Source organism: Synechococcus sp. Lug-A (genome assembly GCF_024345655.1).
Lineage (GTDB): Bacteria > Cyanobacteriota > Cyanobacteriia > PCC-6307 > Cyanobiaceae > MW101C3.
The window spans coordinates 86,144-107,466 of the sequence record NZ_JAGQBN010000008.1 but is presented as its reverse complement, the minus strand read 5'-3'; the positions used below and the strand labels follow the sequence as shown (position 1 = coordinate 107,466).

Here is a 21,323-nt window from a genome sequence, read left to right as displayed (position 1 = left end):
ACCGAACGTGACCTGACCCGCCTGAACGTGTAACGCCATGTGTGGCCGCTACTCCCTCACCAGCGATCTCGACCGCCTGCTGCCGCGGCTCGGCGGTCGCCTGCCGGCGGATCTGGCGGCCCATCACGCCGCCCGGCCCGAGGTGCGCCCGGGCGAGCCGGTGCTGGCCCAGCGCCAGGAGCACGGCGTGATCGGCGCCGCCCTGCTGCTCTGGGGCCTGCTGCCGGAATGGGCCAAGGACCCGCTCGGGGCACCGCGGCCGATCAACGCCCGCGCCGAAACGGTGGCGGAGAAAGCCTCCTTCCGTGGCGCCTGGCGCCACCGCCGCTGCCTGTTGCCCGCCGACGCGTTCTACGAATGGAGCGGCCCGAAGGGACGGCGCCGGCCCTGGCGGATCCACCGCCGCGATCAGCAGCTGTTCTGGCTGGCGGGAGTGTGGGACCGCTGGATCGGCCCTGACGGCAGCGAGGTGGAGAGCTGTTGCGTGCTCACCACCGCGCCCAATGCGCTGATGGCGCCGATCCACGACCGCATGCCGGTGATCCTTCCCGACGGTCTGGAAGAGGCGTGGCTGGCGCCCAGCGATGGCGCGGGGCTGCGGGCCCTGGAGCCGCTGCTGCGCGGCTGGGAGCCGGAGGCCTGGCAGGCGGATCCACTCGGGACTGACACCAGGGAGACCGGCAGAGCGGCAGCGCAGCTGGATCTGTTCGGCTGAGCGCTGGCCGGGGCTGCTGCTGGTTTCGCAGCTGCCGTCGACACAATGGGTGGCCCGCTGCGGTCGCGCCCTTGTTCGCTCCGGCCTTCCGGCATGACCCCAGCGCGCTGCTGCGCCTGGAACGTCGCCTGCGCTTCTACCCCGCCCTGCTGCTGCTCACCGTGCTGGTGATGGCGAGCTTCGCCCTGCCGATGGAATGGCGCCCGCTCGGCGCCCTCGGCTACGGGCTCACCCTGCTGCTGCTCGTGGTCGCCATGGGCGGACCGATCCGGCTCGCGGGACGGCCCTGTCTCGGCAATCTCCTTTACCGCCTGCTGGGCCTCTCGGTCCTGATGGTGCAGGGGCTGTGGTCGTTTGCCCCCGCCGGCGCGCAGCGCAGCGGGCTGCCGCTGCTGGTGATGGTCACGGTATTCATCACCTGGAGCGTGCTACGGCTGCTGGCGCTGCTGGCACTGGAGCCCACGGTGGAGCGGCGGGTGCTGATGGGTGCCGTGGCCGGCTATCTGCTGCTCGGCCTCACCGCCGGGCTGTTGATGACGATCCTCGAGACGATCGTGCCCGGCAGCTTCACAGCGCTGGATGCCTCGACGCAGCTGCTCGGGCCGATCACCTCGGCCGAGATGCAGAAGCTCATCTGGCAGCTCGATTTCGTGCGGCTCAACTATTTCGCCTTCGTCTGCCTCACCACCGTGGGCTTCGGGGACATCGCCCCCCAGACCCCGCAGGCGCAGATGCTCACGATCAGCTTCTGCGTGATCGGCCCCACCTACATGGCCCTGGTGCTGGGCTTGCTGATCAACCGCTCCAATTCCGCCGAGGCGCAGGAGGTGGCGGAAGCGCTCAGGCAGCTCAAGGCCGGTCGCCCGCCGTCGCCCTGAGGGTTGCGGGCTTGCCGCTCGCCAGTTGGCCCTTCGCCGGACGCCCTTCTGCCGGACGCCCTCCTGCAGGTTGACCGCCCGCCATCGCACCGAAGGTTCCCGGTTGGCCGGTCGCCGGAGGCCCGAGTGCCTCGTTCGACTGAGTTCTTTTGGCAGCGATCCGTTAGGACAGAGCCGATCCGCCCGGACACCGTGAGCCTCGCCCAACTCGATGCCTTCCTGGCTCACGCCCGCCGCACTCCGGCTCTGCAGGCCCTCTTGGCTGAACCGCTGGAGCTGGAGGCGTTCCTCGCCCTGACTTCCCAGGAGGGCTACACGGTGGAGGAGCGCGACGTGCTCGCCGCGCGCGAACGGGATGAGTCGCAGTGCAGCGCCGCCGAGCTGCAGCAGCGGGCAGGCGCCGATGCCCGCCGCCTGCGCAGTTTCATCCCTGGCTGAGCGGCAGGCCTTCAAGCAGAGCTGCCGGCGCAGGGCACCCACGCAGTTCGCGGCTGCGCCGGGTTGGGGCGGCTAAGCGGTTCAACGAACGGTCAGCGGACCTGAGTGGCGGGTGGCCACTCCTGGGGGCGATCGGCGCTCACCTGGGCCAGGTAGGCACTCACCAGCAGCAGGCCGAGCGGCAGCGTCCAGCGCCACGACCGCAGCCGGGAGAGCCCGCCCAGGCGTGGCAGACCGGAGCGGGGAGCACCGCCGCGACTGGCGTTCGGGCCCAGCGGCAGGCTGCAGTTACCGCACACCATGCGTCCGGCCAGGCTGCGGTCCCTTCGCACACTCCAACTGCCGCAGCGGGGGCAGGACATCAGAACAAGCGCAGAGTCGAAGGTGAAAGGGCATTGCGAAGGACAGGCCCTAAAGCCTCGGTCCTGGTACGGGCTCCCGGTAGATCGCCCCAGCCGCCAGTATGCCGCCTGCGAATCCGGACGCATGGCCGATCCAGCTCACTCCCGGTGGGGAGAAGAAGGGAATCAGGCTGGGCAGCAGGCCGCCGTAGCTCACCAGGCTGAACAGCGACAGGGCTAGCACCAGCGGGCGCTTCTCCAGAAAACCGATCACCAGCAGATAGCCCAGCAAGCCGAACACCACCCCTGAAAGGCCATGGCTGCCATTGGGCCAGAGCAGCCACACCGGAATGGCGGTGGCGTACACCCCGAGCCACACCGCCAGGTAGTCGCGCCAGCTCTTCAGCAGCACCAGCCAGGACAGCGGCAGGAACCAGAGGGTGTTGCCGATCAGGTGGCCGAAGCCGCCGTGGCTGAACGGCGCCGTGAGCACGCCCACAAACGAGCCACCGGGCTGCATCGGCAGGTTCCACTGGCCGCCGAAGAAGATCTGGTCGATCAGCTCTTGGCCCCAGGGCACCGCCACCACCAACAGCGGCAGCCAGAAGGTCTGCTGCAGTTTGACCATCACACCGGAGCCGTTCGCCATCAGCGGCAGCCGCGGGAGAAACGGCGGGCGAAGGCATGAGCGGAGAGATGGCCTGGGGCCGGCTGCAGCCCCGGCAGGATTGGAAGCGGCATCGTTAGCCAACGCTCCTTGGCGCGTCCGACGCTATCGGGTAGGGGGCGCCTGGGGCGGGCCGGCTGCCTGAGAGCACCCAGCCCGTTCGCTGGCTGGCTGGGCGGGCTGCCCAGACCTGACCACCGTTGCCATTGTTTTTCTCGAAGTTGGGAGTTTCCCCGGAACGTCATGGCCGCTCCTGCTTCCTCCAACAACCCCTCGCTCAAGGATCCGCTGGCTCCATCCCCATCTCCACCTTTGTCCCCGCTCACGCCCCCTCCCATGGGCGCCGAGCCCCAGCAGCGTCAGGGGTCGATTCGGTTTCCGCTCGCCTGGATGGGCTCGCTGGTGGTGGTGGACGGCAGCTTCCTGCTGGCTGCCGCCGCCATTCACCAGCCAGGCTGGGCCAGTGCCGTGCTGGTGATCGCGGCGGTGATCAACGTGCCGCTCTTCCTCGGCGCGCTGCTGCTGCTGCGGGGCAAGTTCTGAGCCATCACACTGACGGCAGCACAGCCAGGACCATGGAGCGCGTCGCTGACTATCCCCGTCCCCCCGCCCTCGTGGCGAGCACAGCCCATGTGGAAGTGCAGGCCCTGGGCAGGCGGCTCGCCGACAGCCACCGCTCCCTGCTGGTGAAGGAAACCTTCCATCCCCCCACGGTCTACCTACCACCGGAGGCCGTGCAGCTGGAGCTGCTTGAGGCTGTGCCGGGCCGCAGCTTCTGCGAGTGGAAGGGGCTGGCCACCTACGTGGATGTGGTGCTGGACGAGCGGCGCCTGCGCCGTGCCGGCTGGACCTACACAGATCCCACGCCGGCGTTCCGTGAGCTGGCCGGCTGGTTCAGCTTCTATCCGGCCCTGATGGACGCCTGTTTCCTTGATGGTGAGCGGGTGACGCCGCAACCCGGAGGCTTCTACGGTGGCTGGATCACCTCGCGGGTGTGCGGCCCGTTCAAGGGAGATCCACAGCATCCGGAGCTGATCTGAGTTGATCTCATCAGAGTTGATCTGATCGAAGTGGATCTGATCTGCCCGGACCCCCACCAGCAGCCGATCCGATCCGGAGCATCGTAGAATTCCCTTGAGGGTGTACGGTGAAGTGTCGGCCGAAGCTCCGCGAGGGGCCGATTCAATCAACGGTTTGTTTCAGCGGCTTCCTCCAAGCTGGCTCAACCCACCTGTTTCATCGCCTGGCTGCATCGCTTCAGCGCCAGGCAAGAGCTGGATGGCTTTCCGGGATTCCGGTCTTCCTCTGCTCATGGTCAATCCGGCTCCGGCCTTCCTCCCTTGATGGCCCTTTCTCACGCAGCGCGTGAGGCGGCTTGTTCGGTGACTGGATCCAACGGCGCCTCGTGGCCGGATCCGGTGTTTCTGCGTCAAGCCCGGGCTTTCTGGGTCCGTGCCGTGCTTGCTCCTTGCTCCTGGGCGTTTCCATGCCCCGCTTTTTCACTTCATCCAACGTTCCTGACCCGTTTTCCTTGACCCGTTTTTTCATGCCCACTGTTTCCATGACCATCACCACCACCTTGCCCACCACCACCAGCCCGGCGACGCGTACCACCCGATCGGCCCGCCGCCAGGTGCTGCCGGCCCCGGCCGCCACAAGCGCCCTGTTCTGCTGCATTGATCGCGCCAGCCACTTCGCCGGCCTGGCTTCCATGGCCTCGAAAGCGCGTCGCAGCAAGGAGCGCGCCCACCAGCCACTCAGCTGGGCTGAGCTGCTCGGCGAGCGCTGAGCACCGAGCACCGAGCACCGAGCACCGAGCACCGAGCACATCCTCCGAAACGGGCGCCGTTTCCGGCGTCCAGAGGCATCAAGGAGCCACGCCCTGGTGCCTAGATCAATCAACGCGAAGGCGCCCAAGCAATGACGTCAGCCTGAGAGCGTCGGGTTGCTGAACCAATCAATGTCTGAAGCCCGGCCCGGGGGTTGAGGCCGACGCCGTCATTCGGGCTGACACCCTGCCCCTGAGGGAGGTGCCCCCTCAGGCCCGCGCCTCAACCACAGGAGCCTGTGGCCCGGCGGCGCCGGCCAACGCTTCCGCAAGGGCGGCCGCCACCGACTGCAGGCGATCGCGGTTGCGATCCCACAGGACGAACTTGAAGCAATCCGGTATGTCGCGGATGTGCAGAACCTGGGCGTGTTTCAGGAGCTCTGCGTTGCGTTCGTGGCAGGCCCGCAGGCGGTAGTTCGGGATCGTTTCGCAGAGGTGATGGATGTTGTGGAAGCCGATGTCGGCGGTGAACCAGTTCAGGATCGGCGGCAATAACAAAAGGCTCGTGCCATCGAGAGCGCCGGTTAAGCCACTCCAGCCCTCGGTGCGATGGGCATAGGAGGTTTCGAAGTTGTGCTGCACGAAGAAGATGCAGATGAACAGCGCCGCCGAGCAGGCCATCACGATCGAATACACACTCCAGAAACGTCCGGCCCCCAGCCAATGGGAGAGCAGCACCCAGCCGCTGATCACGCAGATGTTGTTCAGAAGCAGATCAACAAACTGGGAAGTGGAATACCAGTGCTTTGAGGTGTGGGTGCTGAGCAGTTTGTTGAAGGGCGTGCGTGGGTTCTGGCGACAGGTGCGCGCCGCATGGCGCAGCGCATCCACACTGCCAAGCAACAGGGCCACGCGGGGCTTGATCACCAGATAGAAGAAGCCACCGGGAAACAGCATCAGCGGGTGACGCAGAAACTGGTAAAAACGCTGCTGGCCGGCTGAGAGGTTGAGAAATTCGTCTACCGAAATCAGCGCCGATGGGCCGCGGTAGAGCTCCCAGTTGCCGTTGTGGCGGTGGTGATAGGCGTGCCCTTCCGACCAGGGATGCTGCGGAATGGCATTGATCACACCCAGCAGGAAGCCCGCGCCCCGGTTCATCCAGGCGGTGCGGAACAGCGAGCGGTGGCCGCAATCGTGCATCAGCGAAAAGCACCGCCCGGAGAACAGCACCATCACCACCAGCAACGGGGCGCACAGCCAAGGGTGACCGGCTGCCAGCAGCCGCATCACCAGCGCCCACAGCAACAGGTAGGGCACCACGGTGTTGACCAGCTGCCAGCTAGCGATGCGGTCGTCGCTGCGGCAATAGGGGGTGAGGATGAAATCGGAGCGGCGCACGCGGCGGGATGGCAGGGCCTGGCCTGCTTGCGGCTGGGCGGCAACTGAAGGCCTGCTCTGCGCAGCCGCAGCGCGTGACGCCGGGCCCGGCGAATTGGCGCCAGGTTGGGTGGAAGTGGTGACGGACGGGATCATCGTTGGGGGGCGGCTGCCGCCGAAGCCGTGAGTGGACGGAGAAGGGGGCTGCAGGTCAGCAGCAATTGAAGGCTCAGGCGCGGGCCTCGGAATCACGATGATTCCCCGATGGTAGGCAGGCCTGCTGCGGAACGAAGCCACCGGCGATGACCCAGCCACCAGCCTTGGCCAAGGCTCGGTCCTTGCCAAGGCCCCTGTCCCGGCCCGGGCGCCGGCCGCACCATGGCGCAGGCCATTCAGTGCCTCCGCTCGCGCGGCCAGCGCCATGCTTGCCAGCATGGGCGGCCTCATCAGCGCCCCATGCTCCGATCGCCGCGCCAGATCCTTCTCGATGCCAGCGCCGGGCTGTGGGAGGGCACCTTCATCCGGCTGGATGGGGCCGGGATCGAAGCTCAGCGCTTTCCCACCGGCCTGGAGGTGCGGGAGGTGGACGGCAACGTGGAGGCCGCCCTCACCTACCGCCACACCGGCCGGGTGGCCACGATGCGGTTTCAGGAGCCTCCCGCCGAGATGGAGATCTCCCCGCAGGGGCACTGGAGCCTCGGCCCCGACAAGGTTGGTCCCTGGAGCTGTCTCACCGAGCTCTGCCTCGTGCACGGCGAGCGGCGCCGGCGGGTGGTGGTGCGGCACGGCGCCGAGCGCCTCGAAGCCGTGGTGCTGGTGGTGGAAGCCCGGCCCGGCCTCCAGGAGGCGGCGCCGGCAGCGCCCCATCGGGTGCGTCGCCAGCCCGTCGGCGGCAGCCGGGAGCTCTGGCAGCTGGAGGCGAACCTGCAGCTGGAAACCACCAACCCGCGCCTGCCGGGTGAACCACTGATCACGGAACTGCGCTGGACGCCGGAGCCAGGGCTGGTCCACCGCCTGCAGCGGGCCTACGGACCCCACGGGCTGCCGCTGCCCCAGCTGGCCGCGTTGGTTTGAGCGTTCAGGCCACGCTGACGCCTTTCCAGAAGGCCACCCGTCCGGCGATCTCCTCGGCGGCTGGCTTGGGCGACGGGTAGAACCAGGCGGCGTTGGCATTCACCTGGTCTCCCACCACCACGTCGTAGTAGTGGGCTTCCCCCTTCCAGCCACAGACGCTGCGGTGCGTGGAGGGGCGGAAGCATTCCGGTCGCAGGGCCTGCGGCGGGAAGTAGGCATTGCCTTCGAGCTTGACGATGTCGTCACTGGAGGCGATCACGCAGTCGTTCCAGCGGGCTTCCATGGAAAAGGTACAGGGGCCTTCCATTTTCGGGCCTTTCGCAGAGGGTTGTCGCGCCGGGCCAGGCTGCCGCTGATGTGGCCACCTCAGCGTGTGCCGGGGTGTGGATGCCGCCGCAGCGCCTGCGCCCCCTGCATCAACCGCTCGGCGGTGGCGTCGTAGAGGCGGCTGGCTTCGGCGGCGTCATGGCCGATGCAGGTCATGCCGAGCTTGCCGTACTGGGACAGGCAACCCAGCAGGTGAAACAGGCTGCCGCGCAGCTCCGCGGGATCGAAGTGCAGCCCCGCTACGGCCACGATGTCGATCAGGTCGATCGGCAACAGACCGCGCAGGCGGGCATCGCAAAGGTTGTCGGTGGCCACATAGCAGAGCTCCTGGCCCGTAGGCGAATGGAACACGCCACTGACCGGATCGATCCGGCCATTGGTGGCGTAGCGCAGGGCCATGAACGGATGGGTGGTGCCCCCTTTGCGCAGGTTCACCTCGATCGCCTGCACATCCCACTGCTCAGCGAAGCGGCGGGCGATGAAATCCACCGCGAAGCGCTCCAGCGCGCCCTCCTGCGCCAGCGCTTCCCCCACCGCCCGCCCATGGCGCAGCAGCGCCTCCCGGTAGGCGGTGTCGGCGGGGAAGCGGCAGCCCTGATAGGTCTGCCCGTTCGGACCGCCGAGGATCTGCTCGTGGGTGGAGAGCATCTCCACCTGCCCGCCCGGGTGAATCGTGCCCTGCACGCTGGGTGAGCTGAGCGCCTCTCCCCCCTGCAGCCAGGCCTCCACCAGGGCCCCCTGCTCCACCAGCAACTGCTGCCACTGGGGCGGCGGCATCGGCAGCACCTCCAGCACCTGACGCAGCAGCCGGCGCCGTTCGCCGCCACTGCGTTCCGCCAGCTGCAGCGGCCCCAGCTCCAGCGGGGCGTTGCCTTCGCCACTGAAGCCTTCGTTCAGCTTCACCACCACCCGCTCCAGATCCGGATGGGCCTCCCACAGGGCAGCGGTGGCCTCGCTGAGGGCGTCGAGATCGTGCACCAGCGCGCTGCCGGCCGGATGGGGCACCCCGCAGCGGCGGAACAGCTCGCGGCTGCCCGCCTTGCTGCCCCAGCGCCCCAGGCCGGGATCGGTGCCCAGCAGCGGTACCTGCAACCGCACCGAGAGTTCCTTCTCCAGTGGCGTCACGTTGAAGCAGGTCATGAAGCTGCGGCCTGGCCGCAGCCGCTCGCGGATGCGCTGCAGCAGGGCGGGCCGCTCCAGCAGTTTCTGGGTGAGGGGCCGCGGCGAGGCGTCGTCGGTGTCGAACAGCTGCAACCGGCGCCGGGCGTGGGAGGCGGGCACCCCCGGCAGCAGCTCCAGCACCGCATCCACCACCAGATCGGGCAGCAGCTTGCTGGTGAGGTATACGGCCTGCACAGCCGGATGCCGCAGGCTGATCAGCGAGAACAGCTGCCGCTCCTCGTAGTGGTGAGCGCCGGCCACCAGGTCGATCTGGTTCTGATCCAGGCTCAACGACGGCACCACCAGCAGATCGCAGCCCTCGGGATCGAGGCCATCGCTGGTGCCCACATCCAGTGCCCCCCAGGCGGGCCGCAGCTGCTGTTGGAGTTCCTCGAAGGTGAGCGGCATGGTGAGGGGGCAGCGGCTCAAGTCTTGAGCAGGGAGTGGAGCGGAGCTGGCATCTGGGCACCGTGCTCCTCCACCACCCGGCCGATCTGCAGCAGCAGCCGTTGCTGCAGGTCCCAGGCAGTGGCCATGTCGCCATCGCTGGCGTGGCAGAGCAGCCGCAACTGCAGGCTGGACTCGCCGTAGCCCACGAAGTGCACTGCCAGGGTCTTGTCGTGATCGATGGCGGGATCGGCGGCCAGCTGGTGCTGCAGCGCGTTGATGATCGCCTCCAGCACAGGGCGATCCTGGTAGCGCACGCCGAAATCGATCCAGATCCTGCGGTTATCGATGCGGGCGATGTTGATCACCGGCTGGGTGGTGAACAGGCCATTGGGAATGAACACCGGTTGCCGCTCGGGATCGCGCAGCTGGGTGTAGAACCAGCCGATCTGAACCACGGTGCCGGTCAGCTCTTCGGAGGGGATGCGGATGAAATCCCCCACCACGAAGGGGCGGTTGATGTAAAGGCTGATGCCGCTGAGGGCGTTCTCCACGATCGTCTTGGCGCCGAAGCCGAGGGCCGCCGCCCCGAAGCCGCCGGCGGTGGCGAGCAACGCCGTGGGGGTGCCGAGCAGCCGCAGCAGCTCCAGGGTGACGATCACCGCCACCAGAATCGCGATCAGCTTGTCGGCCAGGTCGAACAGGAACAGGCGGTCGCGCTCTGGCAGGTTCGGGAACACCTGCTTGGAGTAGGTGTCCACCCGGCGCAGCAGCTCCCCCTTGCAGCGCAGCACCGTCCAGACCAGGCCGATCACGATCAGCCCGTCGCGCACCTCCAGCCCGCCGCGCGGCAGCGGCAGCAGCTCGGTGCCAATCAGCGTGGCCACCCACCAGCCCACGCTGGCCAGCAGGATCGTCAGGCAGAGGCTGAGCCGGCTGCGCATCAGCAGGGCCCGGGCCAGGGAATCCCGCCGCAGGCGTGTGCCGATCAGCTGCAAGGCCACCCACACCGCCACCGCCAGCAGCAGGCCGGCGATCGGTATCGGGAAGCGGGGGGGCAGCAGGGCAGGCACCGGCATGGCGGCCGTGGTGGCTGCCCGACACCCTACGGATCAGGCTCCGGCGCCTCCAGCTCCCAGAGCAGATCAGGCCCGCAGCGGCTCAGCTGTTGGCCGGTCCACAGCCGGGCTTCCGCCAGGTCTGCCAGCTCCAGATCACCCAGCGGCGTGCGGGCGGCCGCCCCACCAAGCAGCCGCGGCGCGATCACGGCCGCCAACCGCTGCACGCAACCCTGCCGCAGGGCGGCCGCCGCCAGGCTGGGCCCGCATTCCCACAGCACCTGGTTGCAGCCGCGTCCAGCCAGGGCCTCCAGCAGCGGCCGGGGTTCGCAGGCGCTCAGCTCCAGCGTTTCCACACCGAGGGCCGCCAGTGCGTCACGGCGCTGCGGCGGCGCCTCCGGACCATGGGCTACCAGGGTGCGGGCCTGCGCCTGGTTCCAGAGCTGCATTGGCAGGCCGGGCAGCTCCAGCTGGCGGCTGAGCACCACCCGCAGCGGTTCGGGCTGGCGCCGGCCGCGGCTGGTGAGCAACGGGTTGTCGGCCCGCACGGTGCCGCCGCCCACGATCACGGCATCGCAGCGGGCCCGCAGACGGTGCACCCAGTCGCGGGCGGCGGGGCCGGTGATCCACTGGCTCTGCCCGCTGGGCAGGGCGGTGCGCCCGTCGAGGCTCATGCCCCACTTGAGCAGGCCCAGCGGCCTGCCGTTGAGCACCCTGTGCACGAAGGCGCGATTGAGTTCCAGGGCCTGCGCCTGACGCACCCCGCCGATCACCTCCACCCCCGCCTGCCGCAGCCGGGCGAGGCCACCGCCCGCCACGCGCGGATCGGGATCCTCCATCGCCACCACCACCCGGCGGATGCCGGCGGCGATCACGGCCTCGCTGCACGGCGGCGTGCGGCCGTGGTGGCAGCACGGCTCCAGGGTCACCAGCAGGGTGCCCCCCCGGGCTCGTGCCCCGGCCTGGGCCAGCGCCCCCACCTCCGCATGCGGCTGCCCGGCGGCGGCATGGAAGCCCTCCCCCACCAGGGTGCCGTCGGCGCTGAGCACCACGGCGCCCACCATCGGGTTCGGGCTGGTGCGGCCCTGGCCGAGGGCGGCCAGTTGCAGCGCCCGGTCCATCCAGGCCAGCCAGGGGCGGTGGCCGGAGTCAGCCGGCGCCGCGCTCAAAGGGGCGCGTCCGGCAGCTGCCGCCATTCAGCCACCACGTAGGGAGGAACCAGCAGATCGGTGAACCCGCCGCGCAGCCTCAGCCGCAGCGGCCGGTCGCGGTCAAGGTCGGCCAGCAGCGGCGCCAGATCGAATTCGGCCGCGGCCGCCCGGGCATCGGCTGTGAGCTGGGGATTGGCGAGGGTGAGATCGGCGAGCTCCCACTGGAACACCCCGGAGCGCACCGCCAGCGGGGTGGGGTGATCGAGGCGCAACTTGCCCGGATAGCCCACGATGCGCAGGCGCAGCGGGCCGCCGGGTGGCCCCTGCCGGTAGCCCACCAGCTGCCAGCTCTGGTCGTCGAGATCCCGCAGGCTCTCGAGGCTGCGCACCACTGGCGTGCCGTTTTCGTCGGGGTGGCTGTGAATCTGGGCGAAGGCCGGTGGCGCCAGGCCGATCAGGCCAGCCAGTGCGCCCAGGGCCAGCAGCAGGGAGAGCGCGAGGGTGAGCGCCCTGGACGGCAAGCCGCTGCTCATGGCTGACGGGCACTGCCCGGAATCGGTTGCCACTGGGTGTGTGTGGCCCACAGAGCCCAGATCGCCATCGCCCGTAGATAGTGGCAGGCGCGGAAGGTGCCTGCGGCGGTGAGGGCTTCGGGGGTGCGGAACTGCAGGCCCCCGTCGTACACCTGCTGCACCACGGCGCCGGTGATCGCCAGAGCGGTGCCGGTCTGGCCCATGAGCCGGTAGTAGGCGGCCAGGCCGAAGTTGATGCCGGTCCACACTTCCAATGGGTGGGTGCCGTTGGGGTCGAGCGGCGTGCCGTCGCGGCGCAGGCCATTGGCCACCCCGAGCTTGCCGCCCTCGAAGCGCTCGAAGCAGGCGTCGCGGATCGCCGTGAGCGAGGACAGCGCGTTGGCATCGCTCACCACCGGCGGCAGGTTCAGCAGGCGGGCGTAGAAGTCGCCGCAGAGCTGATCGGCCATCACCACCGGCGTGCCGCTGCCGGCATCGATGCGGTAGTACTCGCCGTTCCAGAGCAGCCGGTCGAAGTTCGCCCGCGACTGCTCCAGCCAGTCGCTGAACTGCCGCTGCTCCGCGCTGGTGTCGAGCCCCAGATCCAGCTGCAGCCGCTGCCCCATCGCGAGGGCCGCCTCCAGGGCCGCGATCCAGAGGGCGCCGCAATAGGTGCTCACCCCCTTCAGGGCCCAGTCGTCGAAGGTCTGGTCGGGGGCGCCGCCGTTGTCGGGCAGGCCGTCGTCGTTGATGTCGAAGGTCTTGAGGTACTGCAGGGCCTGCACCGCGGCGGGCCAGCAGTCGGCCAGGAAGCGCAGGTCACTGCCGGTGGGCGCCAGCTGGAAGGTGCGCCACACCTGCAGCACGAAATCACTGGCCAGGTCCTTCCAGAGGTTGCAGTCCTGGTAGGCGGTGTAGTTGGTGGCATCAAAGGGCCGCTCGTTCGGAGCGCCCAGATCGTGGGGCGTGGCCCCCGCCAGCTTGCGGGCCGCCTCCACCCGCCCCTTGCCCTGGGTGAAGTACCAACCGATCGGTCGTGGCGTGGCGTCGGCGGCGGGGATGGCCCTCGCGAAGCTGCGCAGCACCGCCTTGTCGAGCTCGGGCCACAGTTGCAGCAGGGCGAGGGAGCCGTAGAGGCGCACGTCGAGGCTTTCGTACCAGGCGTAATCCAGGCACTCGAGCACCCCGAAGCGGCCCACCGGGTCGGCGGTTGTGGCGGCGGTCCAGAGGCTGCCGCCGCTGGCGAGGTCGTAGAGCTCGTTGAACAGCGCCATGCGGATCGGCTCGGGCAGGTCGCTGCGCTCCAGCACCGGCTGCTGCCAAGCCTCGATCGCCTCGCGCCACTGGGGCCAGTCGCGCAGGGCCTCGGCGGCGATCGCCGTGGCATTGGTGCCACTCCCACCGAACACATCGGTGTAGCGGCGCAGCGCCTGCTGGCCGCTGGCGAAGGCGGTCACCGGCAGGTCCCAGCTGATCACCACCGGCAGCTCGATCGTGGCCCCTGGCTCCAGCCGCAGCCGCAGGGCGATGGCCGCACTGGCCTGCTCGCCGGCGCTGCTGCGGCGGTCGTTGTCACTGGCGGGAATGGAGCCGTCGCGGGCGAACGGGGCCCAGATCTCGGCGCCGCTGCCGGTGGGATCCCAGCGGCTGCAGCGCAGCACCTCCACGCCGGGCAGGTCGTCGGGCACCGCCACGCACCACTGGCCTTCCCCTTCGGCGATCGGCGTGCTGATCGGCCCCTCCAGCAGCACCCCCTTCAGGCCGGGCTGGTTGATCTGGCGGTTGCGCTGGCCGGCGCCATGGCCGATCGCCGGCACGTAGCTGTGCTCGGGGCTGCCGTCATCACGGAAGGTGACGGCAGCGCTGGGATCGGTGTTGGTGAACCAGCCGGTGGTGTTGCGCCAGCTCACCAGCAGCGAGAGGTCCAGCGGCGCTTCGGTGGGATTGCTGAGCTGCCAGCGGAACACGGCCACCGGGTAGCTGCTGCGCGCATAGTCGCCCGGCAGGATCGGGCTGAAGGCTTCGCAGCAGACACCGGCACGGAACACGCCGCTGTGCTGGAACCAGCTGAGCGGGTAGCGGGCGGCGTAGGTGCCGGTCTGCTGCTCGGCGCTGCTGGCCGGGTACCACTGCCAGGCAGGCAGGGGGTTCTCACCGGAGCCCGGCCGGGAGTCGTCCTGCTCCGGCGCCGTGGCCAGCGCCATGGCCAGCGGTGTGGTGCCGTCGCTTTCGAACAGGGCGAACTGGCAGTCGGGCAGGGTGCCGAACCAGTGCTCACCGCCATCGAGGTGCCAGAGATTCACATGGCCGGCGGAGCTGCGGCCGATGCAGCCTGCGCCGAAGCCGCCCAGCGGCATGCCGTGCCAGGGGCCGTCGTCCAGGTTGCTGGCGTAGCGCACCGTATAGGGCGAGTCCCAGCCCAGGCCGAAGGGCCGCTGCCAGCTGGCCGGCGGCGCCTGCCACCCCTCCTTGCCGCCCCCGCGTCCCAGCAGCGTCTGGAGAGCGGAGAAGCCGAAGCGCGCCATGGTGCTGCACAAGGTGGGGCCAGCTTGTCAGAGCTGGCCGTTGCTGTCCTGGTCGATCAGGGCGTCGAGGGTGACGGCCGAGCGCACCAGGGCCTGGTAGCGGGCCACCACCCGCCGGTTGCGCTCCAGCCACTGGCCGGCTTCGCCCGGGTTGCCGCTGAGGGCGGCCCCATCGCCGTCGAGCAGCTCCAGATCCCCCTGCTGCGCCAGCAGGGCCAGCACCAGTTCGTGGATCCGCTGGCGACGGCTGCGGATCGCGGCATCGGGCGGCTCGGCCATGGCGGAACGGGGGGGCGGTCATCATGGCCGGATTCCCTCGCCGCCCTGCCGGCATGAGCAGCGACCCGCAGGCCGGCCGGCGGCAGCAAGGCCCGCCGTTGCAGGTGATCGGCACTGACGCGGGCGGCCTCGCCTCCCTGTCCGCGGCGGCGCTGGAGCTGGTGCGGGGGGCGTCCCTGCTGGCGGCACCGTCCCGGCAGCATTCCGGCCTTGAGGCCCAGCTGGCCGCCTGGGCAGCGCAGGCGGCTGCGGCCACTGAAACTGTCGAGGCCGTCGAGCCCAGTGAGGCCATCGAGGCCACCACCCGCCCCGCCCTCGCCTGGAAGCCCCCGCGTCTGCTGGCCAGCGACAAGCCCGAGCCGCTGCTCGCGGCCCTGCAGCAGGCCCTTGCCGCTGGCGAGTCGGTGGTGCTGCTGGCCAGCGGCGATCCGCTCTGGTTCGGCATCGGCCGGTTGCTGCTGCAGCACATTCCGCCGGAGCGCCTGCGCTTCCATCCGGCGCCCACCAGCCTGCAGCTGGCCTTCGCGCGCCTGGGGCGCCCCTGGCAGGACGCCGGCTGGGTGAGCCTGCATGGCCGCGAAACGGAACCCCTGGCCCAGCGGCTGCAGCAGCGCCCCGCGGCGCTGGCGGTGCTCACCGACCCCTCCCGTGGCGGTGCCGAGGAGGTGCGCCGCCTGCTGCGGGCCAGTGGCCTGGAGGCCGCCTACAGCCTGTGGCTGGCCGAGCGGCTGGGACATCCGCAGGAGCGGCTGATGCGGCTGGCCCCCACCGCACCCCTGCCCAGTGATCTCGATCCACTGCACCTGGTGCTGCTGATCGCCGAGCCCCCGGCCGCTCCCGATCCGGCCGGCCTGCCCCTGTTCGGCCTCGACGACGGCCTCTGGCTGCAGCATCCCGATCGGCCCGGCCTGATGACCAAGCGGGAGGTGCGGATCCAGCTGCTGGCCGACCTGGAGCTGCCGGCTCAGGGCGTGCTCTGGGATCTGGGCGCCGGGGTGGGCTCGATCGGCCTGGAGGCCCTGCGCCTGCGGCCCCAGTTGCAGCTGTGGGCGGTGGAGCGGCGCGGCGGCTCGGCGGCGCTGATCCAGGCCAATGCCGAGCGGCTGGGGGTGCGGCCCGCCGGCGTGCTGGAGCTGGAGGCGCTGGCGGCCTGCGCCCCTGGCGAGCACCCCTCCCCCCTGCCCGACCCCGACCGCGTGTTGATCGGCGGTGGCGGCCGCGGCCGCGCCGCACTGCTGGCGGCCGTGCTGCAACGCCTGCGTCCCGGCGGTGTGGTGGTGATTCCGCTGGCCACCGTGGAGGCGCTGGCGGAGCTGCGGCCAGTGCTGGAGCGGGGCCAGCTGGAGGTGGGCGTGAGCCAGCACCAGGCCTGGCGCGGTGCGCCCCTGGCCGACGGCACCCGCCTCGCGCCGCTCAACCCGGTGCTGGTGCTGAAAGGGCGCCGCTCAGTGGCCGGGACCTGAGCGCGGCGGTACGACCTGCAGGCGGCGGCTCCAGGCAAAGGCGGTCGGCAGGGCGGCCAGCGGCAACGGGCCCACTTCCGCCAATCCAAATCCTGCGCATCCGCTGAGCTGCTTGCCCCAGCTTTCCCTGATGTAGCCGCTCTGTGCTTAGCGCTCGGTACGCACTGTTCAGCGCTCACCGTTCAGCGACGAAGCGCTCCGTGCTCAGAGATCAGTGCTCAGAGATCAGTGCTTCCTGTTTTCCGTCTGTGGTTGGCCACGCACCGATCAGCGGCCAGCTCCCCGGCCAGGGAGCCAGCGCAGGGGTGCCGGGCTGCCCACCACGATCCCGAGCCGCTGGGCTTCGTGAGCCTGGAGCTCCACCACCCCATCGGCGGGTTCCGCCGGCCCGTAGCTGGGGCATGGCAGGCGTGGACAGGGCGGCACGGCTGGATCGATGGCGATCACCCGCCCCTGGCGCAGGTAGATCAGGTCGAGTGGCTGGGGAACACGGTGCATCCAGAAGCTCACCGGTGTGGGCGGATCAAAGCGAAACCACATGCCCCGCAACGGGCCGAGCGGGGGCCGCTCCATCAACCCCAGGGCCATCTGGCGCACGCTGCGCGGCACCTCCAGCTGAATGCAGCCAGCAGGCCTGGCGGGATGCTCCAGACACCATTCCGCTTCCAGCGGCAGAAACTGCGGGGGCCCCTGCGCAGTGGATGCCGCGCCGGCCGCAGCGGCCCCTATGGCCCCAACCGGCCCGACCATCACCGCCAGCACGCCCAGCCCCATCACCCGGAGCAAGTCCCCCCGCCCGAATACTCGTACGGGACCACTGAGGGCCGGCAAGGCTGCGGGCCTCTGACCGCTGGAGCGCAGGGGGGTGGATGTCATGGCGCCGGCTTGCCGCTGGGAAGCTGACGATCGCAGAGGCAGTAGCCCCGCCCCCGCACCGTATGGATCAAGCGGCGCTCACCCCCTTCCTCGAGCTTCTGGCGCAGGTAGCGCACATACACCTCCACCACGTTGCTGGCAGCTTCGGTCTGGTCGTCCCAGGCTTCCCGCAGGATCTGCTCGCGGCTCAGCACCTCGCCCGCCTGGCGCACCAGCAGCACCAGCAGCCGGTATTCACGGCCCGTGAGGGTGAGCACGCGGTTGCCGCGCTGGACGCGTTTGAGGGTGGGGTCGAGCCGCAGATCGGCCACCTCCAGCACGGCCTTGATCGGCAGGGGTTGCACGCGCCGCTGCAGGATCAGCCGCAGCCGCGTCAGCAGATCGCTGGCACCGGCCGACGACAGCCAGAAATCATTGGCACCGGCGCTGAGGCACTCGGAGCGGCCCTCCACGCTGTCCTCGCCGATGTCGAGCAGCAGGGGCACCTGCTCCATCGTGAGCCGCAGGGCAGGAATGCTGAGAGCGCCGATCTCCCCCGACAGCAACACCGCGGCGGCGGGCTCGGGCAGGGAGCCCGCCAGGGCGGTGCGGTAACCGGAAGCTTCCAGCCGCGGCGCCATCGCTTCGGCCTCCGGGCCGATCAGCAGGATCAACGGCTGGCTCACGCCCGCTCATCCCCGGTCTCCGGGCGCGGGCCGCCGCCGCCGTGCTCATGGCTGTCGGGTTTGGCCACATGGGGCAGGCCCCAGCCCAGCTTGTTGCGCAGCACCTGGAAGAACTCGTGGTCGTGCAGCCGCACGAAGCGGGCCGTATGTTCACTGCGGCGGATCAGCACCCGGTCTTCCGGCCACACGTAGCAGCCGGCACTGCCGTCCACCACCATCATCAGCCGCTCGGGCGTGGCGGGGAACACGGTCACCGGCTCCCGGTCGCTGAAGACCAGGGCGCGGGACGCCAATGAATGGGGCGCGATCGGGGTGAGTTGCAGCACCGGGCAGTCGGGGGTGATCACCGGACCGCCGGCGGAGAGGGCATAGGCGGTGGAGCCTGTGGGGGTCGAGAGAATCACCCCGTCGGCGGAGATGTCCACCGGCACGTGGCGGCCGATGGCGATCTCGAAGTGGCACATGCTGGTGAGCGGCTCCCGGTGCAGGGCCATTTCGTTGAGGCAGAGCACCTCCCAGCGGCGATGCTCCCCCCGCATCACGCTCACCACCAGCATGGTGCGCTCCTCCACCGTCCAGTTGCCCTGCAGCAGCTGGTCGATGGCGGCATCGAGCTCGTTGAGGTAGGCCTCGGCCAGGAAGCCCATGTGGCCGGTGTTGATCGTCAGGATCGGCACCCCGATCGGGGCCGTCTGGCGGGCGGCGGAGAGCACGGTGCCATCCCCGCCGAGCACCACCGCCAGTTGCATTGCCCCATGAAAACTGGACGGCACGCAGGCGGCGTAGCCGAGGCTGCGCAGGTGCGTGTCGGGGTTGGCGAAGCCCACCATGCCGCCGGAACTGCTCACCCGCACCACGCTGTTGCCGGCGGCGATGAAGCGCGCCTCAATCGCATCGGCGGTGCGGACGGCCACAGCCTTGCCGTCGTTGACGATCAGTCCGACGCAGGGCACCGATCGCGCGCAGGGGTTTCGAGAGTTTATGAGGGGGGTCCGGCTCTCAGTGGTGGTGCTGGTGTGGGGATCCTGGCGGGCGCTCCGCAGGGTCAGAACTGTTCGAGGAAGCGCAGATCGCTGGTATAGAGGCGGCGGATGTCATCGATGCCGTGGCGCACCATGCAGAAGCGCTCCACCCCCAGTCCGGCGGCGAAGCCACTCCAGCGCTCGGGGTCCAGTCCCAGCCCCTCCAGCACCGCCGGATCAACCATCCCGCAGCCCATCACCTCCAGCCAGCGGCCGCGCCACTGCACGTCCACCTCAGCGGAGGGTTCGGTGAAGGGGAAGTAGCTGGCGCGGAACCGCACCGGCAGGTCGCCGAAGAAGGCCTGCAGAAAGGTGGTGACCGTGCCGCGCAGGTGGCTGAAATCCAGCCCTTCGTCGATCGCCAGCACCTCCACCTGGTGAAACACCGGCGAATGGGTGGCATCCACTGCATCCCGTCGGTACACGCGCCCCGGCGCCACGATCCGCACCGGCGGTGGGTTCTGCTCCAGATGGCGGATTTGCACCGGTGAGGTGTGGGTGCGCAGCAGGGTGCTGGCCGTCAGATAAAAGGTGTCCTGCATGTCCCGCGCCGGGTGGTGGGGCGGGATGTTGAGCGCGGTGAAGTTGTAGTGGTCGGTCTCCACCTCCGGGCCTTCCTCCACCCGGTAGCCGAGACCGGCGAAGATGTCGACGATCTCCTCGGTGGTGGTGATCAGTGGATGGCGGTGGCCGGCGGGCACGTAGCGGCTCGGTGCGGTCACATCGAGGCTTTCGCCGCGCAACTTCTCGGCCATGGCGGCCTCGCGCAGCGCCTCCAGCCGCTCGCCCAGCAGGGCCTGCAGTTGCTCCTTGAGCCGGTTGGCCCGTTGTCCCACCAGCGGCCGCTCCTCGGCCGAGAGCTTGCCCATGGCGCCGAGCACCGCCGAAAGCCGCCCTTTCTTGCCCAGCAGCGCCACCCGCAACTGCTCCAGGTCGGCGGCGGCGGGAGCTGCCCGCACCTCGGCGGCCGCTTCTGCCTCAAGGGCATCGAGTTGATCGGTGAGCTGCTGGAGGGTGATCGTGGCGCTCACGGAGGGGTGGCGTAGCGGCTCGACTGTACGGATCCGGGCCGCCTAGGTTGCCGCCAGGCTGGATCCCTCCACCTCTGCCGCCGCTGTGCTCGCGCCGATGCATCCCCTCCGCATCCTGATCAGCAACGACGACGGGGTGTTCGCCGAGGGCATCCGCACCCTGGCGAATGCCGCCGCCGCCCGGGGGCATCGGGTCACGGTGGTCTGCCCCGACCAGGAACGCTCCGCCACCGGCCACGGCCTCACGCTGCAGACCCCGCTGCGGGCGGAACGGGCCGATGCCCTGTTCGCCGAAGGGGTGGTGGCCTGGGCCTGCAGCGGCACCCCTTCCGATTGCGTGAAGCTGGCCCTGGGCCGCCTGTTGGCGGAACCGCCCGATCTGGTGCTCTCCGGCATCAACCACGGCCCCAACCTGGGCAGCGATGTCTTTTATTCCGGCACGGTGTCGGCGGCGATGGAGGGCACCCTGGAGGGCCTCAAGGCGCTGGCGGTGAGCAGCGCCTGCTTCGACTGGCGCGAGTTCGGCCCGGCGGCCGGGCTGGCGCTGGAGGTGGCCGAGCAGATGCTCGCCGGTGGCTGGCCCGAAGGCCTGCTGCTGAACCTGAACGTGCCGGCCCAGCCCGCCGCTGCGATCGGCCCGGTGCGCTGGTGCCGCCCGGCGGTGCGCCGCTACGTGGATCAGTTCGATTGCCGCACCGATCCCCGCGGCCGCACCTATTACTGGCTCGCTGGTGAGGTGGTCAACGATCTGGAGGCGGCCACCGCCGGCCCGCGCGACTGGCCCACGGATGTGGAGCAGGTGCACAGCGGTGGTGCGGCGCTCACGCCGCTGCAGCCGGAACTGTTCTGGCGCGGGGCGCTGTCGCAGCTGGCGGCACTCGATCCCCTGCTGGCGCAGGGGTCCCTTTCAGCCGGGCCGCTCTGACGGCAGCGGCCTGTAGACCCGCTGCAGCAGCCACAGGCTGAGCAGCAGGCCCACCAGATGGGCGAACAGCACCTGGGTGTTGCTCAGCACCGAGAGCATCTCGATCGAGGTGATCGGCAGACCCATCACGTTGCCGCCGGCGCCGCCGGGGGTCGTGATCTGGGCGCCGAAGAAGCCGGGCACCTGCATGGAGGCCTGCACGAACAGGCTGCCGGCCAGGGCCTGGTAGCCCACCGCCGCCAGGGTGAGGCCAAGCAGATCGCCCAGCACGCTGCGCTTGATCAGCCGGCCGGTTTCGCCGCGGCTGGGCCGCACCGGGCTGGCCAGGGCGCGGCCGCAGCGCACCATCAGCCAGCCCTGCCAGAGGCTCCAGAGCAGCACGAAAAACGACAGCGTCGTGAGCGACAGCCCGGGGCCCAGCCCCAGGGCCCGCTGGGTGTTGGCCATCAGCCGGGTGCCGATGTTGTTGAAGATCAGCACCCCCACCACCACCACGGACAGCACCACCTGGGTCCAGAAACGGATCCAGGCCATGCGACGCACCGCCGCGGAAACCAGCTGGAGATCGAGGCGATCGGCCATCGGCGGCGCTTGCGTGGGGAAGGGCGAATGGCAACAAACTTGGCATGGCCGGCCACCCGTGCTGCGAGGCCCTGACCGCAGGGCCACAGCGCCCGGCGCCG

The 21,323-nt window shown here is 69.9% G+C and carries 24 protein-coding genes; 9 read left to right on the top strand and 15 right to left on the bottom strand.

Annotated features, from left to right (window positions below; all coding sequences use genetic code 11):
- The first annotated feature begins 37 nt into the window (after positions 1–37).
- The 3 genes from KBY86_RS07825 to KBY86_RS15230 all read left to right on the top strand — a co-directional run bounded on the left by KBY86_RS07825 (position 38) and on the right by KBY86_RS15230 (position 2,031).
- Positions 38–715 carry an SOS response-associated peptidase gene (locus KBY86_RS07825; protein WP_255140742.1) on the top strand — a complete coding sequence of 226 codons (678 nt, stop codon included), beginning with the start codon at positions 38–40 and terminating at the stop codon, positions 713–715.
- 71 nt (positions 716–786) lie between these two features.
- Positions 787–1,593: a potassium channel family protein gene (locus KBY86_RS07820; protein WP_233132934.1), complete on the top strand. Its 807-nt coding sequence runs from the start codon at positions 787–789 to the stop codon at positions 1,591–1,593.
- Positions 1,594–1,785: 192 nt separating this feature from the next.
- Positions 1,786–2,031, top strand: a complete 246-nt coding sequence (locus tag KBY86_RS15230; RefSeq protein ID WP_255140741.1) for a Nif11-like leader peptide family natural product precursor — start codon at positions 1,786–1,788, stop codon at positions 2,029–2,031.
- A gap of 92 nt (positions 2,032–2,123) precedes the next feature.
- Here the strand turns inward: KBY86_RS15230 and KBY86_RS07810 are convergent, their stop codons facing one another.
- Together KBY86_RS07810 and KBY86_RS07805 are read right to left on the bottom strand one after the other, a co-directional pair.
- A complete protein-coding gene (locus KBY86_RS07810; protein WP_144036995.1) occupies positions 2,124–2,393 on the bottom strand; it encodes a hypothetical protein in 270 nt (89 codons plus the stop codon).
- 49 nt (positions 2,394–2,442) lie between these two features.
- A complete protein-coding gene (locus tag KBY86_RS07805) occupies positions 2,443–3,021 on the bottom strand; it encodes a rhomboid family intramembrane serine protease (RefSeq protein ID WP_255140740.1) in 579 nt (192 codons plus the stop codon).
- A gap of 354 nt (positions 3,022–3,375) precedes the next feature.
- Here KBY86_RS07805 and KBY86_RS07800 point away from each other — a divergent pair, with 354 nt between their 5' ends.
- The 3 genes from KBY86_RS07800 to KBY86_RS07790 all read left to right on the top strand — a co-directional run bounded on the left by KBY86_RS07800 (position 3,376) and on the right by KBY86_RS07790 (position 4,828).
- Entirely contained in the window at positions 3,376–3,582 is a 207-nt protein-coding gene (locus KBY86_RS07800) for a hypothetical protein (protein WP_094512635.1), read from the top strand.
- A 32-nt stretch (positions 3,583–3,614) separates the two neighbouring features.
- Positions 3,615–4,079, top strand: a complete 465-nt coding sequence (locus KBY86_RS07795; protein WP_255140739.1) for a DUF427 domain-containing protein — start codon at positions 3,615–3,617, stop codon at positions 4,077–4,079.
- A 521-nt stretch (positions 4,080–4,600) separates the two neighbouring features.
- A complete protein-coding gene (locus tag KBY86_RS07790) occupies positions 4,601–4,828 on the top strand; it encodes a hypothetical protein (protein WP_255101041.1) in 228 nt (75 codons plus the stop codon).
- A gap of 249 nt (positions 4,829–5,077) precedes the next feature.
- On the opposite strand, the gene KBY86_RS07785 is transcribed toward KBY86_RS07790, so the two are convergent.
- A complete protein-coding gene (locus KBY86_RS07785; protein ID WP_255140738.1) occupies positions 5,078–6,205 on the bottom strand; it encodes a fatty acid desaturase in 1,128 nt (375 codons plus the stop codon).
- Positions 6,206–6,640: 435 nt separating this feature from the next.
- On the opposite strand from KBY86_RS07785, the gene KBY86_RS07780 reads away from it, so the two are divergent.
- Positions 6,641–7,258: a DUF3598 family protein gene (locus tag KBY86_RS07780; RefSeq protein WP_255140737.1), complete on the top strand. Its 618-nt coding sequence runs from the start codon at positions 6,641–6,643 to the stop codon at positions 7,256–7,258.
- A gap of 4 nt (positions 7,259–7,262) precedes the next feature.
- Here the strand turns inward: KBY86_RS07780 and KBY86_RS07775 are convergent, their stop codons facing one another.
- The 7 genes from KBY86_RS07775 to KBY86_RS07745 all read right to left on the bottom strand — a co-directional run bounded on the left by KBY86_RS07775 (position 7,263) and on the right by KBY86_RS07745 (position 14,658).
- Entirely contained in the window at positions 7,263–7,541 is a 279-nt protein-coding gene (locus KBY86_RS07775) for a DUF427 domain-containing protein (protein ID WP_255140736.1), read from the bottom strand.
- Positions 7,542–7,624: 83 nt separating this feature from the next.
- Positions 7,625–9,154 carry a peptide ligase PGM1-related protein gene (locus tag KBY86_RS07770; protein WP_255140772.1) on the bottom strand — a complete coding sequence of 510 codons (1,530 nt, stop codon included), beginning with the start codon at positions 9,152–9,154 and terminating at the stop codon, positions 7,625–7,627.
- 17 nt (positions 9,155–9,171) lie between these two features.
- Positions 9,172–10,212, bottom strand: a complete 1,041-nt coding sequence (locus tag KBY86_RS07765) for a mechanosensitive ion channel family protein (RefSeq protein ID WP_255140735.1) — start codon at positions 10,210–10,212, stop codon at positions 9,172–9,174.
- A gap of 26 nt (positions 10,213–10,238) precedes the next feature.
- Positions 10,239–11,312, bottom strand: coding sequence for a bifunctional diaminohydroxyphosphoribosylaminopyrimidine deaminase/5-amino-6-(5-phosphoribosylamino)uracil reductase RibD (ribD, locus tag KBY86_RS07760; protein WP_255140771.1), 1,074 nt, complete (start codon positions 11,310–11,312; stop codon positions 10,239–10,241).
- A gap of 44 nt (positions 11,313–11,356) precedes the next feature.
- Positions 11,357–11,875 carry a DUF3122 domain-containing protein gene (locus KBY86_RS07755; RefSeq protein WP_094512628.1) on the bottom strand — a complete coding sequence of 173 codons (519 nt, stop codon included), beginning with the start codon at positions 11,873–11,875 and terminating at the stop codon, positions 11,357–11,359.
- On the bottom strand, positions 11,872–14,379 hold the full coding sequence (locus KBY86_RS07750) for a GH116 family glycosyl hydrolase (RefSeq protein WP_255140734.1): 2,508 nt from the start codon (positions 14,377–14,379) through the stop codon (positions 11,872–11,874). Before KBY86_RS07750 ends, KBY86_RS07755 begins: the two co-directional genes overlap by 4 nt.
- A 27-nt stretch (positions 14,380–14,406) precedes the next feature.
- Positions 14,407–14,658: a hypothetical protein gene (locus KBY86_RS07745; RefSeq protein WP_094512626.1), complete on the bottom strand. Its 252-nt coding sequence runs from the start codon at positions 14,656–14,658 to the stop codon at positions 14,407–14,409.
- A 53-nt stretch (positions 14,659–14,711) separates the two neighbouring features.
- On the opposite strand from KBY86_RS07745, the gene cbiE reads away from it, so the two are divergent.
- Positions 14,712–16,121 carry a precorrin-6y C5,15-methyltransferase (decarboxylating) subunit CbiE gene (cbiE, locus tag KBY86_RS07740; RefSeq protein WP_255140770.1) on the top strand — a complete coding sequence of 470 codons (1,410 nt, stop codon included), beginning with the start codon at positions 14,712–14,714 and terminating at the stop codon, positions 16,119–16,121.
- A gap of 267 nt (positions 16,122–16,388) precedes the next feature.
- On the opposite strand, the gene KBY86_RS07735 is transcribed toward cbiE, so the two are convergent.
- From KBY86_RS07735 to pheS, 4 genes are all read right to left on the bottom strand, one after another.
- A complete protein-coding gene (locus tag KBY86_RS07735) occupies positions 16,389–16,997 on the bottom strand; it encodes a DUF192 domain-containing protein (protein WP_315855843.1) in 609 nt (202 codons plus the stop codon).
- The gene (locus tag KBY86_RS07730; RefSeq protein WP_255140733.1) at positions 16,994–17,662 is read right to left on the bottom strand and encodes a response regulator transcription factor; all 669 of its coding nucleotides are present in this window, start codon (positions 17,660–17,662) and stop codon (positions 16,994–16,996) included. The genes KBY86_RS07735 and KBY86_RS07730 overlap by 4 nt, the downstream gene beginning before the upstream one ends.
- Positions 17,659–18,615 (bottom strand): NAD(+) kinase, encoded by a 957-nt coding sequence (locus KBY86_RS07725; RefSeq protein WP_255140732.1) that lies wholly within the window; start codon positions 18,613–18,615, stop codon positions 17,659–17,661. Before KBY86_RS07725 ends, KBY86_RS07730 begins: the two co-directional genes overlap by 4 nt.
- A gap of 92 nt (positions 18,616–18,707) precedes the next feature.
- Complete coding sequence (pheS, locus tag KBY86_RS07720; protein ID WP_094512622.1) at positions 18,708–19,715, bottom strand: phenylalanine--tRNA ligase subunit alpha; 1,008 nt, start codon at positions 19,713–19,715, stop codon at positions 18,708–18,710.
- A gap of 97 nt (positions 19,716–19,812) precedes the next feature.
- On the opposite strand from pheS, the gene surE reads away from it, so the two are divergent.
- Positions 19,813–20,640: a 5'/3'-nucleotidase SurE gene (surE, locus tag KBY86_RS07715; protein ID WP_255140731.1), complete on the top strand. Its 828-nt coding sequence runs from the start codon at positions 19,813–19,815 to the stop codon at positions 20,638–20,640.
- Here the strand turns inward: surE and KBY86_RS07710 are convergent.
- On the bottom strand, positions 20,623–21,222 hold the full coding sequence (locus KBY86_RS07710; RefSeq protein ID WP_094512620.1) for a DUF3611 family protein: 600 nt from the start codon (positions 21,220–21,222) through the stop codon (positions 20,623–20,625). The genes surE and KBY86_RS07710 overlap by 18 nt on opposite strands.
- Between the last annotated feature and the right edge of the window lie 101 nt (positions 21,223–21,323).

Coding starts and splice junctions, on each gene's coding strand:
- ribD (WP_255140771.1), bottom strand. CDS start 11,312: ATGGACCGGGCGCTGCAACTGGCCGCCCTCGGCCAGGGCCGCACCAGC.
- KBY86_RS07825 (WP_255140742.1), top strand. CDS start 38: ATGTGTGGCCGCTACTCCCTCACCAGCGATCTCGACCGCCTGCTGCCG.
- KBY86_RS07745 (WP_094512626.1), bottom strand. CDS start 14,658: ATGGCCGAGCCGCCCGATGCCGCGATCCGCAGCCGTCGCCAGCGGATC.
- KBY86_RS07775 (WP_255140736.1), bottom strand. CDS start 7,541: ATGGAAGCCCGCTGGAACGACTGCGTGATCGCCTCCAGTGACGACATC.
- KBY86_RS07750 (WP_255140734.1), bottom strand. CDS start 14,379: ATGGCGCGCTTCGGCTTCTCCGCTCTCCAGACGCTGCTGGGACGCGGG.
- KBY86_RS07805 (WP_255140740.1), bottom strand. CDS start 3,021: ATGGCGAACGGCTCCGGTGTGATGGTCAAACTGCAGCAGACCTTCTGG.
- KBY86_RS07770 (WP_255140772.1), bottom strand. CDS start 9,154: ATGCCGCTCACCTTCGAGGAACTCCAACAGCAGCTGCGGCCCGCCTGG.
- cbiE (WP_255140770.1), top strand. CDS start 14,712: ATGAGCAGCGACCCGCAGGCCGGCCGGCGGCAGCAAGGCCCGCCGTTG.
- KBY86_RS07765 (WP_255140735.1), bottom strand. CDS start 10,212: ATGCCGGTGCCTGCCCTGCTGCCCCCCCGCTTCCCGATACCGATCGCC.
- KBY86_RS07710 (WP_094512620.1), bottom strand. CDS start 21,222: ATGGCCGATCGCCTCGATCTCCAGCTGGTTTCCGCGGCGGTGCGTCGC.
- surE (WP_255140731.1), top strand. CDS start 19,813: ATGCATCCCCTCCGCATCCTGATCAGCAACGACGACGGGGTGTTCGCC.
- KBY86_RS07735 (WP_315855843.1), bottom strand. CDS start 16,997: ATGACATCCACCCCCCTGCGCTCCAGCGGTCAGAGGCCCGCAGCCTTG.
- KBY86_RS07800 (WP_094512635.1), top strand. CDS start 3,376: ATGGGCGCCGAGCCCCAGCAGCGTCAGGGGTCGATTCGGTTTCCGCTC.
- KBY86_RS07780 (WP_255140737.1), top strand. CDS start 6,641: ATGCTCCGATCGCCGCGCCAGATCCTTCTCGATGCCAGCGCCGGGCTG.
- KBY86_RS07790 (WP_255101041.1), top strand. CDS start 4,601: ATGACCATCACCACCACCTTGCCCACCACCACCAGCCCGGCGACGCGT.
- KBY86_RS07795 (WP_255140739.1), top strand. CDS start 3,615: ATGGAGCGCGTCGCTGACTATCCCCGTCCCCCCGCCCTCGTGGCGAGC.
- KBY86_RS07810 (WP_144036995.1), bottom strand. CDS start 2,393: ATGTCCTGCCCCCGCTGCGGCAGTTGGAGTGTGCGAAGGGACCGCAGC.
- KBY86_RS07755 (WP_094512628.1), bottom strand. CDS start 11,875: ATGAGCAGCGGCTTGCCGTCCAGGGCGCTCACCCTCGCGCTCTCCCTG.